The sequence below is a fragment of the Achromobacter sp. D7-1 genome (assembly GCF_059760445.1).
On sequence record NZ_JCBAMT010000016.1, the window covers coordinates 16,878 to 30,384 of the forward strand.

At 63.9% G+C, this 13,507-nt stretch carries 16 protein-coding genes; 5 read left to right on the plus strand and 11 right to left on the minus strand.

The genetic code is table 11. The features are described from left to right. Positions 1 to 14 precede the first annotated feature (14 nt). Together AC6LKD_RS09555 and AC6LKD_RS09560 are read left to right on the plus strand one after the other, a co-directional pair. Entirely contained in the window at positions 15 to 1,559 is a 1,545-nt protein-coding gene (locus tag AC6LKD_RS09555) for a class I adenylate-forming enzyme family protein (protein WP_498116012.1), read from the plus strand. Continuing rightward, positions 1,556 to 2,335, plus strand: a complete 780-nt coding sequence (locus AC6LKD_RS09560; RefSeq protein WP_498116013.1) for an SDR family oxidoreductase — start codon at positions 1,556 to 1,558, stop codon at positions 2,333 to 2,335. Before AC6LKD_RS09555 ends, AC6LKD_RS09560 begins: the two co-directional genes overlap by 4 nt. Positions 2,336 to 2,380: 45 nt before the next feature. Here the strand turns inward: AC6LKD_RS09560 and AC6LKD_RS09565 are convergent, their stop codons facing one another. Next, the gene (locus tag AC6LKD_RS09565) at positions 2,381 to 2,887 is read right to left on the minus strand and encodes an O-acetyl-ADP-ribose deacetylase (RefSeq protein ID WP_498116014.1); all 507 of its coding nucleotides are present in this window, start codon (positions 2,885 to 2,887) and stop codon (positions 2,381 to 2,383) included. A gap of 104 nt (positions 2,888 to 2,991) precedes the next feature. On the opposite strand from AC6LKD_RS09565, the gene AC6LKD_RS09570 reads away from it, so the two are divergent. Next, entirely contained in the window at positions 2,992 to 3,918 is a 927-nt protein-coding gene (locus tag AC6LKD_RS09570; protein ID WP_498116015.1) for an alpha/beta hydrolase, read from the plus strand. 45 nt (positions 3,919 to 3,963) lie between these two features. Here the strand turns inward: AC6LKD_RS09570 and AC6LKD_RS09575 are convergent, their stop codons facing one another. The 3 genes from AC6LKD_RS09575 to AC6LKD_RS09585 all read right to left on the minus strand — a co-directional run bounded on the left by AC6LKD_RS09575 (position 3,964) and on the right by AC6LKD_RS09585 (position 5,826). After that, positions 3,964 to 4,374 carry a VOC family protein gene (locus AC6LKD_RS09575; protein ID WP_013393642.1) on the minus strand — a complete coding sequence of 137 codons (411 nt, stop codon included), beginning with the start codon at positions 4,372 to 4,374 and terminating at the stop codon, positions 3,964 to 3,966. Between the two features lie 65 nt (positions 4,375 to 4,439). After that, positions 4,440 to 4,835: a GNAT family N-acetyltransferase gene (locus tag AC6LKD_RS09580; RefSeq protein WP_498116016.1), complete on the minus strand. Its 396-nt coding sequence runs from the start codon at positions 4,833 to 4,835 to the stop codon at positions 4,440 to 4,442. A gap of 97 nt (positions 4,836 to 4,932) precedes the next feature. Continuing rightward, complete coding sequence (locus tag AC6LKD_RS09585) at positions 4,933 to 5,826, minus strand: LysR family transcriptional regulator (RefSeq protein WP_498116017.1); 894 nt, start codon at positions 5,824 to 5,826, stop codon at positions 4,933 to 4,935. A 109-nt stretch (positions 5,827 to 5,935) separates the two neighbouring features. On the opposite strand from AC6LKD_RS09585, the gene AC6LKD_RS09590 reads away from it, so the two are divergent. Both AC6LKD_RS09590 and AC6LKD_RS09595 read left to right on the plus strand, forming a co-directional pair. After that, positions 5,936 to 6,832 carry an NmrA/HSCARG family protein gene (locus AC6LKD_RS09590; RefSeq protein ID WP_498116018.1) on the plus strand — a complete coding sequence of 299 codons (897 nt, stop codon included), beginning with the start codon at positions 5,936 to 5,938 and terminating at the stop codon, positions 6,830 to 6,832. A 1-nt stretch (position 6,833) separates the two neighbouring features. Then, entirely contained in the window at positions 6,834 to 7,094 is a 261-nt protein-coding gene (locus AC6LKD_RS09595; RefSeq protein ID WP_498116019.1) for a DUF2798 domain-containing protein, read from the plus strand. A gap of 46 nt (positions 7,095 to 7,140) precedes the next feature. Here AC6LKD_RS09595 and AC6LKD_RS09600 read toward each other — a convergent pair whose 3' ends face one another. The 7 genes from AC6LKD_RS09600 to AC6LKD_RS09630 form a co-directional block, all read right to left on the minus strand. Further along, the gene (locus AC6LKD_RS09600; protein WP_498116020.1) at positions 7,141 to 7,770 is read right to left on the minus strand and encodes a TetR/AcrR family transcriptional regulator; all 630 of its coding nucleotides are present in this window, start codon (positions 7,768 to 7,770) and stop codon (positions 7,141 to 7,143) included. Continuing rightward, entirely contained in the window at positions 7,767 to 8,084 is a 318-nt protein-coding gene (locus AC6LKD_RS09605; RefSeq protein ID WP_013393636.1) for a DMT family transporter, read from the minus strand. The genes AC6LKD_RS09600 and AC6LKD_RS09605 overlap by 4 nt, the downstream gene beginning before the upstream one ends. Before the next feature lie 67 nt (positions 8,085 to 8,151). After that, positions 8,152 to 8,889 (minus strand): SDR family oxidoreductase, encoded by a 738-nt coding sequence (locus tag AC6LKD_RS09610; protein WP_498116021.1) that lies wholly within the window; start codon positions 8,887 to 8,889, stop codon positions 8,152 to 8,154. Positions 8,890 to 8,957: 68 nt separating this feature from the next. Continuing rightward, a complete protein-coding gene (acdA, locus tag AC6LKD_RS09615) occupies positions 8,958 to 10,163 on the minus strand; it encodes a 3-sulfinopropanoyl-CoA desulfinase (protein WP_498116022.1) in 1,206 nt (401 codons plus the stop codon). A 53-nt stretch (positions 10,164 to 10,216) separates the two neighbouring features. Continuing rightward, complete coding sequence (locus tag AC6LKD_RS09620) at positions 10,217 to 11,176, minus strand: Bug family tripartite tricarboxylate transporter substrate binding protein (RefSeq protein ID WP_498116023.1); 960 nt, start codon at positions 11,174 to 11,176, stop codon at positions 10,217 to 10,219. Positions 11,177 to 11,266: 90 nt separating this feature from the next. Next, positions 11,267 to 12,472 (minus strand): CaiB/BaiF CoA transferase family protein, encoded by a 1,206-nt coding sequence (locus AC6LKD_RS09625; protein WP_498116024.1) that lies wholly within the window; start codon positions 12,470 to 12,472, stop codon positions 11,267 to 11,269. A gap of 119 nt (positions 12,473 to 12,591) precedes the next feature. Beyond that, on the minus strand, positions 12,592 to 13,503 hold the full coding sequence (locus AC6LKD_RS09630) for a LysR family transcriptional regulator (protein ID WP_207467722.1): 912 nt from the start codon (positions 13,501 to 13,503) through the stop codon (positions 12,592 to 12,594). Positions 13,504 to 13,507 lie beyond the last annotated feature (4 nt).

Below are 13,507 nucleotides of genomic sequence, written 5' to 3' on the forward strand. Positions count from 1 at the left end.
TTTTCGGAAAAACCATGACGCATTCCCTGCTCAACCTGGGCCATCTGGCCGATCCGGAACTGTCTTCCGATCTGCCCGCCATCATCGACCTGCGCCTGCCCGACGCACCGCTGCATTACACCCATACCCAGGTCCGCCTGCTGGCGGGCGGCGTGGCCGCCTGGCTGGCCGCGCGCGGGCTGGCGCCAGGCAGCCGCGTCGCCATCGCCGCGCTGAACCGGGCCGAGTACCTGATCGCGTACTTCGGCATCATGCGGGCCGGCTACGTGGCCGTGCCCATCAACATCAAGCAGTCGCAAGAGAACATCGACTACGTGCTGCGCGATGCCGGCATCGCGCTCGCGCTGGTGGACGGTCCGCGCCGCGCCGCCTTCGAGGCCAAGGTGCCGGTGCTGGACTTCGACGACGCCGGTCCGCAGGGCTTTGCCGCGCAGATCGCGCCCACGGACTTCGGCTTCGTCACCCCGCAGGCCGACGACATCGCGCAGATGCTGTACACCTCGGGCTCCACCGGCAAGCCCAAGGGCGTGCCGCTCACGCACCGCGGCCAGTTGTGGGCGCTGGCCGCCACCTCGGCCGCCGTCGTCCCCCGTGCAGGCACGCAGGAACGCTATCTGCTGGCCCAACCGCTCTTCCACATGAACGGGCTGTTCATGGCCAAGCGCGCCTTCGCCAGCAACAGCCTGCTGGTGATCCAGCCTTCGTTCGACGTCGCCGCTTACGCCGACGCGCTGGAGCGTTACCGCATCTCCGTCCTGACCGCCGTGCCCACCATGTTCGCCCGGCTGGTCAAGGATCCGGCGCTGCTGCAAGGACGCGACCTGTCGGCGCTGACCCGGGTCATGCTGGGCTCGGCCCCCATGACCGTGGCGTTGCTGGAACGCATCCAGCGCGCGCTGCCCGGCGTGCGCGTGACCCATGGCTATGGCACCACCGAGGCCGGTCCCGCCGTGTTCGGCCCGCATCCCGACGGCCTGCCCACGCCCGCGCTGGCGCTGGGCTACCCGCTGGATCCCGCCCAGGTACGGCTCGCGGACGGCCCCGGCCCGGACCAGGGCGTGCTGCTGATGAAGAACCCTGCTGTACTCGCCGGCTATCACAACCTGCCCGAAAAGAGCGCCCAAGTGCTCAAGGACGGCTGGTACCACAGCGGCGACGTGCTGCGGCGCGACGCCGACGGCTTCTATTACTTCGTGGGCCGCGCCGACGACATGTTCGTCTGCTCCGGCGAAAACATCTATCCCGTCGAGGTCGAGAAGCTCCTGGAATCCCATCCCGACGTGCGCCAGAGCTGCGTGGTGCCGCTGGCCGACGAGGAACGCGGCCACATCCCCGTCGCCTTTGTCGTGCGCCGCGACGGCAGCCGGCTGCACGCCGACGCCCTCAAGCGGCATGCACTCGCGCACGGCCCGGCCTACCAGCACCCGCGCCGCATCCGCTTCGTGGATGAACTCCCCTGGGCCGGCACCAACAAGGTCGACCGCAACGCGCTGCTGCTTGCCGCGCGCCAACTGGAAGCGCAACATGCGTGGACCCAAGCCGAAACGGAGACGGCATGAGCCAGACTGAATTCCCCGACAGCCTCGCCGGCAAGACTGCGCTCGTCACTGGCGCCAGCCGCGGCATCGGCCGCGCCATCGCGCTGGCCCTGGGCCGGCGCGGCGCGCGCGTCGCCGTGCACTACAACGCCGCCAGCGACGCCGCCGACGAGGTCGTGCGCCAGATCGAGGCGGCAGGCGGCCAAGCCTGGGCCTTGCAGGCCGACCTGGCGCAAGCGGACGCCGCAGCAGTGTTGGCGCGGAGCTTGCGCGCCTCGCTCAAGGAACGCTACACCGACGACGGCCTGGACATCCTGGTCAACAACGCCGGCGTGGGCCTGCGCGCCCGCCTGCCGGAAGTCACGCCGGACGCGTTCGACCGGGTGCTGCAAGTGAACCTGAAAACCCCGTTCTTCCTGATCCAGCAGACCCTGCCCTTCCTGCGCGACCATGGCCGCATCGTCAACGTGTCCTCCATGGGCACGCGCGCCGCCTATCCGGAAATGAGCGTCTACGCGCCGGCCAAAGCCGGGCTGGAAGCGCTTACGCTGCTGCTGGCCAGCGAGCTGGGCGAACGCGGCATCACCGTGAACGCCGTGCTGCCGGGCGCCACCGCCACCGACCTCAATGCCCGCGCGCGCGACCCGGAGCAAAGCAAGCTCATTGCAAAAACCATTGCGCTGGGACGCGTGGGGCAACCCGAGGACATTGCGGACATCGTGACGTTTCTGGCGTCGCATGAGGGGCGCTGGATCACTGGACAGAGCATCGACGCGACGGGCGGGCAGCGGTTGTAACTTGCACCTTGAAGACCGCCCCCCGTATCGATTCATGCAAGCGGTCTATCTCAAGACGAGCTCATATTGAAGGAGATCTTCCGCTGAAAAACAGCAGAAGATCACTTCTTGAACAGACGAGTCCTTGGCCAGGCTTTCGCGGACGCTTCTAACGGCCACCTCTGCCGCCAATTCGATGGGATAGCCGTATATGCCCGTGCTGATGCTCGGAAACGCAATCGTAGCGACAGCCCTTTCTTCCGCCAGCGCTATGCATCGGCGATAGCAGCTGGACAGCAGTTCTGGTTCCCCGCTATCTCCACCCCTCCATACCGGGCCCACCGTATGAATGATGTATTGAGCGGAAAGGCGATAGGCTTTGGTCACCTTGGCATCCCCGGTCTTGCAACCGCCGAGCAGCCTGCATTCATGCACAAGCTCCGGCCCTGCGGCGCGATGGATGGCGCCATCGACTCCACCGCCGCCTAGCAGCGACGAGTTTGCGGCATTGACAATGGCGTCCACCCGAAGCTTCGTAATATCCGAATGGATTGCACTTAGTTTTGTGGGCATGTTTGTGCTCCTGGTAGCTGCGTGCGCAGCTGCAAACTGTGATGCCAGTCTACAATTTCGCCGGCCCTATACCGTCAAATTGTAGATTGGCACCTATTCCTCCCATGCAACGACGCTTTCTGAGTACCCTGCTGATTGCTCTCCTAGCCAGCTTCGGCGTGGCTGGCGGTCCGGCGCAAGCTCAGGCCCAATCCACGCCAAAGATACAGCCTGGCGAGGGCCGCCCCTACGAAATCGCCGATAGCGAAGTATGGGACGTGCCCGATCCCGTGTCGGGCCGCGGCTACCAGGTCTTCGTCGCCTTGCCGCCTTCCTATGCGAAGCAGCCGCAGCGGCGCTACCCAGTGCTTTATGTGACCGACGCCGACTATGCTTTTCCGATCATCCGGCAGCTGGGACGCCGCCTGAACGTTGAAGGGCCGCAAATAGAGGAGTTCATTCTTGTCGGCCTGTCCTATGGCAAGGGCGAGGACGGCGGAGTCAGCCGTCAGCGCGACTACACGCCGACCCCGAACGGTCCAAGCACCGCGCCACCCAACGCGATCCATGGCCAGGCGCGTGCCTATCAACAGTACCTGCGCGATCAGGTAAAGCCTTTCATTACCGCCCGCTATCGGGCCGACGCGGCGAGAGCCCTCTTTCTCGGCCACTCCTACGGCGCCCTGCTAGGGACGCAGATCCTTTTCACCGAGCCCAGCATGTTCAACGGCTATATCCTGGGCAGTCCTTCTCTCTGGTATGACAAGCGATATGCATTGAAGCTCGAAGCGCGCTATGCGCAGCAGCATCAGGATCTGGCGGCGAACGTTTATCTTTATGTCGGCGCCTACGAAGCCCTGCGCAAAGGTGACCGGCGCTACAACCAGACAGTGGACATGGTCGCCGACAACCGAGCGCTGGAGACGGCGCTGCAAGGCCGGAAATATCCAGGCTTGAAACTGAAGTCCGTGGTCCTGAACGACGAGGACCATCTCACCGTGGCGCCGCGCGGCTTCACGCAGGCCCTGAAGTATCTGTTGCCGGTGCGCTGAGCAATTACACAGATCTGGCCTGAATCCACGTCGGATAAGCCTGCCCTAGATCGCAGGCCCCTTCAGTTCGATCTGATTGCCGTCGGGATCGAAGCAATAGATCGAAGGCCCTTCGCCTTCCGCGCCATATCGCATCACGGCCTTGTCCGCCGTAATGCCGAAAGCGCGCAGATGCTCCAGGATGGCCGTTTCATCGAACGGATCGACCCGCAGGCAAAAGTGGTCGAGATTGTGCCGGTCTTTCCCCGGGGCTCCGCCGCCTGCCGCTCCCAATGGTCCTTGCACGTCGACCAGATCGATCATGGAGCTGCCTGCGCCCAGATGGATCATGGCGTACTCATCGTTCTTCTTCTTGATGGAACAGCCTAGCACCTTGGTATAAAACTCCAGGCTACGCGCCATGTCTTGCACTCTCAGGACGACGTGGTCCAAGTGCTTGATCTGAAATACCGGCATGATGATCCTCCTGGGCAGAGTGAGATTCGGTTGGATATTGGCCAACGCCAGACAGATGGCGGTCCTCAAAGGGATGATCGGAACTTCACGAACACGAGCTCAGGGTCGCCGTCATCCAGATTTTCGATTTGACCACTACTGATAAAGCCCAGCTGGCCAAGCAACTGGCGCATCGCGATATTTGAAGTATTGGTCGACGTGAACAGTTTTCCTCCCTGGCATTGCAACTCCAGCGTCCGCAGGATTGCCGTAGCGACGCCACGGCGTCGCGCCGAATCTCTAACGACGACCAGCGGAATGAAATCGTGTTCGAAGAACGAGTGGTCAAGCACCCCGTAACCGATCAGCGCCGAAGCATCGTCTGCTTCCGTCGCCGCCCAGCATTGGCCTGCAGCCACCGCATCGGCAATAAATTTTCTCCTGGCCGGTTCTTGCCTGGCGATCGGATCCAGTTCAACCATCGAATCGATGTCTCCGCTCTGGGCTATACGGACGTGCGTTTGGAGAGACATGGTCGCCGGGCATCGGGATGGGAGGATTCTTAGTCTACCGTGCCAGCTAGAACCGATCGAGCTTCAGCCCAGCCGCCAGATAATCCACAAAAGCGCGCACCTTGGCGGGCGGAAGCCTGTTCTCCTGCCACAGCGCGTGTATCGGCACCGGCTTGGACTCGAAATTTTCCAATATGACTTCCACCTGTCCCGTATCCAGCAGGTGCCTGATCTGCCACAGCGGCGAATAGCCGATACCGAGCCCGGCGCTGACGGCGGAATAGATCGCCGCCATCGTATTGGTCCGGAACGGGCCCCGGACCCCGACGTTGCGCCGTTTGCCGTCTATCTGAAACGCCCATTGCCCCGACTGTTGATCGACGGTCCTGACGATACAGGCATGCTGGCGCAGTTCCGAAGGATGCGCGGGGCGGCCATGCTGTTCGAAATAGGAAGGCGCTCCGAATACGACTCTGCGCAAGGCTCCCAATCGCCGCCCTTGCAAGCCGGAGTCCGGCAGATCGGCGATGCGCACGACCAGATCAAGGCCTGCGGCGGCAAGATCGACAAAGGCGTCCGTCAGCTGCAGATCGACCTCGATCTGCGGGTACTCGCGCATGTATTCCGCGATGACCGGAACCAGGAAGTCCGGACCGAACAGTACCGGGGCGCCGACACGCAACAGGCCCGAGGGCGCGGCTCGACGATCGGCGACTTCCAGCCGGGCCTCGCCTATCTCTTCCATTGCCGGCTTGACCCGCCGGAAGAAGGCCTCGCCCGCCTCGCTGAGCGAGGAATGCCGCGTGGTGCGATGGACCAGTTGAACGCCCACATCCTCTTCCAGCGCAACGAGAGAACGGCTGACGGCCTGTAGCGAGCGGCCAAGGTTTCGCGCGGCCTTGGTCAGGCTTCCGGTTTCAGCGATATGGATGAACGCTTCCAGGTCTTCGAGGCGGCTCATTATTTATCTCGATTATCGTGATTCACATTCAATTTCTACAAGCATTGTTCCACTAATCAGTAGAAAATACACTGCCTTCGTACTCACACGCATACGAAGGAGAAACCCTGTGAACGGCACTCAACCTATCGTTTTGGTCGTCGGGACCACCGGCAAATTCGCAAGCCTGGTGGTTCCTGAATTGCAGCGGCGCAAGGCCACGGTACGGGCTCTCGTACGGGACGAGGCACGCGCCGCGAGGGCCCGCTCGCTAGGCGCGACAGAGACCGCCATCGGCGACCTCCGCGACGCCGACAGTCTCGCGGCCGCCACGCAAGGCGTGGACGGCGTGTTTCATATCGGCCCGGCGTTCACCGCGGACGAAGCGCCGATGGGGGTCGCCTTGATCCAGGCGGCCGAGCGCAGCGGCGTGAGGAAGTTCGTCTTTTCATCGGTCATCCAGCCGACGAACATGCGCCTGGCCAATCACGCCAGCAAGATTCCGGTGGAGGATGCCCTCTATTCCTCACGGCTGGAATATACGATTCTGCATCCGGCCAACTTCATGCAGAACATCGGTTTGGCCTGGCCATCGATCCGCGACCATTCCAGCTACGCCGAGCCCTTTCCCCGGGACACAAGAATCGCTCGCGTGGACTATCGCGATGTGGCCGAGACTGCCGCAATCGCCCTGACCGGGGACAGGCTGGCCTACGCGACCTTGGAGCTCTGCGCCGGCATGTACAGCCGCGCGGACATTGTCGCGGCCTTGACCGAGGAACTGGGATCTCCAGTCGCAGCGCTGGAGCCCGGCTTCAGCGCATGGGCGGAAAACGCCCGCCTGCCTTATGGCGACCAGCAGTTGCCTTTGCTGTCGAAGGTTTTCGATCACTATCGCGCCTATGGGCTTGGGGGAAATAGTCTGGCGCTAAGGGCTGCGCTCGAACGCGAGCCGCGCTCGCTGCGCGCGTACATCAAAGACCTGATCGCCGAGAAAAACTCAGCTCGAAATGGCGGGGAGTATTGAAATGCCCAAGAACCCGACTAGATCCACCCTGAAGAAACTCCCATTGCGCTACGCACCCTTCCTGATGCCGCTGGTTCTTTCGGTTTTCATGTCGGCCATCGTTTCCGCGGTGGCGACTGCCACGAGCGTGGGCCTGGGCTCCGACTTTGCCATCAACTGGCCCAGCGCCTGGGGCGCCTCCTGGATCGTGGCCTTTCCCAGCCTCTTGCTGCTGCTGCCGGTCGTGCGCCGGATAGTCGCCTGGATAGTGGTCCAGCCCTAGGCTGGGCAGCGCCGGCCTCAATCCCGCGTGGCTGCGCCGGCGTGCGTCAACCGGCCGGCCACGCAAGCATCGCGGCATCGATGATCATATTGAGCTTCTTCACGCCGGCGCCGTCGCGCGCCTGAATCGAGAGGCCCTCCAGCACGGTCGTGTAGAACGCGGCAAGCTGACGGACATCGGCGGACGGCGCGAGGTCGCCCTCCGCAATGCCTTGCGCCAGACGGTCCCTGAGCATCGACTCCCCATCCTTCCGGTTGGCGGCAAGAAACGCGCGCACGCTTGCGTTTTCGGGCGCGCCCAGCAACGATGACAACACGACCATGCAACCCCGCGGCCCCTCGGCCACGGCATAGGCGCGCGCGTTCGATCGCAGCATGGTTTCGACGGCCTCGCGGGCCGTGCGGGCCGCGCTGAGGCTCTGCGACGTCGCCCGCCCCTCGACGCGGTCGTAGAGTTCGACCGCTTGGCGGAAGATCTCTTCCTTGCAACCGAAGGTCGCATAGAGGCTGGGCTTGTTGACGCCGGTGGCGCTGACGAGATCCTGGATGGAGGTGCCTTCATAGCCTTGCGTCCAGAAGGTTCTCATGGCCGCCAGCAAGGCCTGGTCCTTGTCGAACTCCTTGGGACGCCCGATTTTCGGCGCGGGGGCCGATTTTGCTTGCTTGCCAGAATTCACGATTCAATTATCCGCAGACCCGCCACACCAACGCCGATCAGCCCCAGAAACAACAGTTTGGCCGATGACATCTGCTCGCCGAGCACCAATGTTCCGAAAACCGCCACGCCGAAAGCGCCGATACCCACCCAGATTGCGTAAGCAGTGCCCACAGGCAGATGCTTCAGGGCCAAGGCGAGCAGCAACAGGCTCAGCATGGCGACGCTGATGCCGATCAAGCTCGGCCAAAACCTCGTCAAGCCGTCTGCCTGCTTCAGCGCCAAGGCCCAGACGATTTCAAGCATGCCGGCCAGAACCAGGAGTCCCCAGGCCATTTGAACCCCCATTCCTGTTTGACTGCGATTGGATCATGCCACCAACGGCTCCACCCATGCGGAAATCCTAGGCGGTGAAGCCGCCATCGATCGCGAGCGATGCGCCGGTGATGAATTGGCTCTCGGCCCCTGCGAGATAGGCCACAGCAGCCGCAATCTCCCCGGGTTCGGCATAGCGCTTGACCGCCATGAGCTCCAGCTCGACGGCTACCGTCGGGCCATCGGCGGGATTCATATCCGTGTCGGTCGACCCGGGATCGACAATGTTGACCGTAATGCCCCGGTGGCCGACCTCGCGCGCGAGGCCCTTGGTGAATCCGATGAGCGCGGACTTGCTCATCGCATAGAGCGTCACGCCTCCATACGGCACGCGTTGGGCGAAGCAGGAGCCGATGGAAATGATGCGGCCGCCGGCCCCCATGTAAGCCAGCGCGGCTTGCGAGGCCACGAACACCGCCTTGGCGTGGATCGCCAGGGTGTCGTCGAGTTCTTCGAGCGTGGCGTCCTCGACCGGCCCGTAAGGGAACACGCCGGCGCTATTGACCAGTATGTCCAGCCTGCCCAATTCGCCGGCAGTCTGTTCTACCGCCGCCCGGACGGCGGCCGGATCGCGGCTGTCCGCTTTGATCGCGAGGACCTTGACGCCGGTTTTGCCAAGTTCACGGGCGTAGTCTTGCGCCGTCTGATCCGACCGGGCGTAGGTGAAGGCGACATCGGCGCCCCGTTCTGCAAACCTACGAACGATGGCGGCGCCGATGCCCCGCGTTCCTCCAGTGACCAGCGCGACCTTGCCTTGGAATTCCATTGCGAAAGCTCCTTTTATACCGATCGGTTAAAAAAGATACTACGCGAGGCGGAATTCATCGTCAAGCATCACCGCCTGCGCAGATACCCGTCCCGCGTTTGCGGCAGCTTCATCCCAAGCACCGCGGAAGCGACCTGGGTACGCAGGATCTGCGCCGTGCCGCCCGCGATCGTGAACATGCGCGCATCGCGCACGTGGCGTTCCATCGGCATGTCGCGCCCGTAACCGGACGAGCCATGCAGCTGCAAGGCGTCGTTGGTCACGCGCTGCGCCGTTTCGGCGGCAAAGATCTTGGCCTGCGCGGCCAACGACAGGTCTGGAAAGCCGAAGGTCCGCGGGGTGCCGCTGCGCGCGGCCGCGTGCAGCATGTGCCGTGCCGCATTCAGCTGGATGGCCATGTCGGCAACCATCCACTGCAAGCCCTGGAACTCCGCTATCGGCCGGCCGAACTGCTGGCGTTGCTTGACGTAGTCCACGGCTTCCTCGAAGGCGCCCTGCGCGATGCCCAGCGCCACGGTGCCCGCCCCCACGCGCTGGGCGTTGTAGGCCTGCATCAGGCCGGCGAAGCCGCGCTTGAGCCCCTCCGGCGGGACTACCAGCATGGACTTGTGCACCTTGAGGTCATGGAACTTGATGTAGGTCTCGGGTATGCCCCGCACGCCCATGGCGTAGGAGCGCTTGGCGATCTCCAGCCCATCATCCGCACCGTCCGGTTCACGCACGTGGATGAACGCGCCTATGCCCAGATCCTCGCCGTCGTCGATGACCCGCGCAAAGATCAAGTGCAGGCGCGACACCCCGCCTCCGGTGATCCAGTACTTCTCGCCGTTGATGAGATAGTCGTCGCCCTTGCGGACTGCCCGGGTGCCCATTTCACCGGCTGCGCTGCCCGCCTGAGGCTCCGAAATGCAGATGGCAGGCTTGTCGCCCGTCAGCACGCAGCCGGCGGCCAGTGTCTTCTGCTCATGGCTGCCGTACTGCATGATGGCGCCGATCGCGCCCATGTTGGCTTCTACCGTGATGCGTCCCATGGTGGCGCAGGCGCGGGCCATTTCCTCCACGACCAGGACAGTATCGAGATAGCTCAGCCCCTGTCCGCCGTACTCCCTTGGAATCGTCATGCCCATGAAGCCGCCTTCGCGCAGCAGGGCCACATTGTCCCAGGGATACTGTTCGGATTGGTCGGTGGCCGCGGCCGTCGGTTTGAATACGGTCTGCGCCAGTTCGCGCGCGCGCTGTTGCAGCGCCAATTGGTCTTGGGAAAGTTCAGTCATGGTTCATCCTTGCTACGTGCAAAACTCCGGCCAGGCCACTAGGCCCGCCGGCATCAACCCACCTTGATATCCGCGCGCCGCGCCACCTCGGCCCAGCGTTCGACCTCGCTGCGCGTCAGCGCCGCCAGTTCTTGGGGCGTTCCTCCGCCCGCATCGGCGCCCAGCGCGATCCAGCGCTGCACGAATACTGGATCGGCAAACGCGTCGTTGACCGCCGCGTTGAGCACGCGCACCACGTCGGCGGACGTGGATGGCGGCGCATAGATGCCATACCAGCTGGTCGCGTCGTAATTGGCCGCGCCACTCTCCGCCGCCGTGGGCACGTCGGGCAGGCTGGGCGAGCGCACCTTGGAAGTCACCGCGATGGCCCGCACGCTGCCGGCCCGGATGTGCTGAATGGCCGACGGCATGGTTTCGAACATCATGTGCACATTCCCGGCGATGATGTCCACGATTGCCGGCGCGGAACCGCGGTAAGGCACATGCATCATCTGGGTGCCGGTGACGTTCTTGAAGTACTCGGCCATCAGATGCTGCATGGTGCCAGCGCCCGGCGTGGCATAGCTGTACTTGTCCGGATTGGCCTTCAGCAGCGCCACCAGCTCCTGCACGTTCTGCGCGGGCAGATCCTTGTTGACGATCAGCGCATGGTTGACGCGTCCCAGAAAACCCACCGCCGTCATCTCGCGGATGTCGTATCCCAACTTCGGATACACGGATTGGGCGATTGCATGATGCACCGCGCCGAACAGGATCGCGTAGCCGTCGGGACGGGCCTTGGCCACGGCGTCCGCCCCCAGCGTGCCGCCGGCGCCGCCACGGTTCTCCACGATGACCGACTGGGCCAGGCTCGCGCGCATCGGCTCGGCCAGTTGCCGCGACAGGATGTCCACGGTGCCGCCCGGCGCGTAGGGCGCAATCAACCTGATGCTCTGCGAGGGGTACTTGCCTTGCGCAAATGCCCGGCTCAATGGCGTCAATGCAGCAAGCGCCAACAACTGTCTCCTATCCATGCCTCTCTCCTCGTGTGTCCGCCCTCGTCCGGGGCGGTGTTGTCTAAGGTGTGTGCCGCCAGGGTCCTGCGTGCATGCTCTGTAAGCGCCCTACTCCTGGCGGCCGCCTCCCGCTGTCGTCCAATCGGTCAGGATCTGCTGCGCGTGCTCGTCCAGGCGGGGTGGCGGCCTGCGGTAGGAGACCGGCGTGGCGGACAGCTTCAAGGGATTCGCCAACAGGTTCAGTTCGCCGCCTTGCGCCCATGCGCAAGGCATGCGCAGATGCGCGCCGCGGGCCTGGACGTGCGGATCATTGAACACGTCGCGCAAATCGTTGACCGGGCCGCAAGGCACGCCCACGGCTTCCAGCTGTTCCAGCCAGGTTTTTCTGGGGCGCAGGGCCAGCGCTTCCTGTACCCGGTGGCAAAGCTCGGTGCGGTGGGCGACGCGGGCAGCATTGGACGCGTAGCGCGCGTCGTCAGCCAGGCCGGCGACTCCAGCCACCTCGCAGAAACGCCGGAACTGCGCATCGTTGCCCACGGCAAGAATCATGGGGCCGTCCGCGGCGTCGAATACCTGGTAAGGCACGATGTTCGGATGGCCGTTGCCCAGCCGCGCGGGCGGCTGCTGCGCCGCAAGATAGTTGGTCCCCGCGTTCACCAGCCAGGCGATCTGGCTGTCCAGCAGCGAGATGTCGATGTGCTGCCCCAAGCCGGTCACGTCCCGATGGCGCAGCGCCGCCAGGATGCCGACGGCGGCATACATGCCGGTCATGACATCCGCGATGCCCACGCCCACCTTCATGGGCGCGCCCTGCGGCTCGCCGGTAAGGCTCATGATCCCGCCCATGCCCTGGATCAGGAAGTCGTAGCCGGCGCGCTTCGCGTAGGGACCCGTCTGGCCGAAGCCCGTGATGGAGCAATAGACCAGGCGCGGATACCTGTTCTTGAGCTGCGCATAGTCCAGCCCATACTTGGCCAGGCCGCCCACTTTGTAGTTCTCGACCAGCACGTCGGCACGGGCCAAAAGCTGATGCAGCGTGTCGCGGCCTGCTACGGTGGCGATGTCGAGCGCGATGGATCGCTTGTTGCGGTTGGCGCTCAGGTAGTAGGCGCTTTCCGTGGTCGCGCGGCCGTCCTGGTCGTTGATGTAAGGCGGCCCCCATTTCCGAGTGTCATCGCCCTCGTCCGGCTTTTCCACCTTGACCACGTCCGCGCCCAGGTCGCCCAACAGCTGCGTCGCGCTCGGTCCCGCCAGGATGCGCGAGAGGTCCAGGACACGCACGCCGCTGAGCGCGGAAGCTTCCACTGACTGCATACGCCTTCTCCATCAGAGTCGATCGATGCAGTCTAGAATTCGCAATCTTCACCTTCAATTGAGTTTTTATTCAATATGAAGGGAATTTGCCGCGCGTGCCGGGAGGTGGCCGTGCGGCTTTACTTGACCGGGAACTTCAGCTTGGGCGCAGCCTCCCTGACCATGGTCCAGAAGGCATGCGCGGCAGGCGAAAGCCTGCGTTCGTTCAGGCATGCCAGGCCCATCCTGCGCTTGGAGGCGGGGCTGATCTTCCTGTAGACCAGTCCGTCGTAGGCCTGCGGCAGCACCAGCGACGCAAGTACCGAGATGCCTTGCCCGCGCCTGACGAACTCCAGGATGGACATGATCTGCGAGAGGTCGTGCGCGATATGCGGCTTGGCGCCGGCGCGCTCGAACATGCGCGTGATGACCGGTTGCGAGCCCGCGCGCGTCATGATCAGGGGATAGTCGATCAGGTCCTTCACTGCAATCGTCTTAAGCGCCGCCAGCGGATGGCCGGCGGGAAGCACCACCATCAATTCATCGGTGACCAACGACAGCGTGTCGAAATCCGGCTTGGGCAAGGCCACCACGCCGATCTCGATGCGGCGCTCGACCAGCGCGCGCTCCAGTTCGGGGTCCGGCTTCTCGGTGACGAACACGTCGACGCCTGGATAGCGGGCTTTGAACATCTCCAGCAGTTGAGGCAGGATGTTCAAGGAGGAACTCGCGCCCAGGGAGCCGAGATTCAGCAGGCCCGAGCGCAGGCCCGCGCTGGCGTTCGCCGTCGCCCGCACGATCTGCAGGGAAGCGAAAACGTCCCTGACGTGCGGCAGGATCTGCTGCCCGGCATAGGTAAGCTGCACGCCCGACGCATTGCGGTCCAGCATGGGCGCTCCCAGCGTGGCCTCCAGCGTGCGCAGGGCATGGCTGGTGGCCGAGGGCGTCATGCCCAGCCGCGCGCCAGCGCCCGCGATGCTGTCGGCCGAAGCCAGCGCCAACAACAGTTCGAGCTGCCTGAGGGAGAGGGATTTTGCTGCCTGATCCGGCATTGCC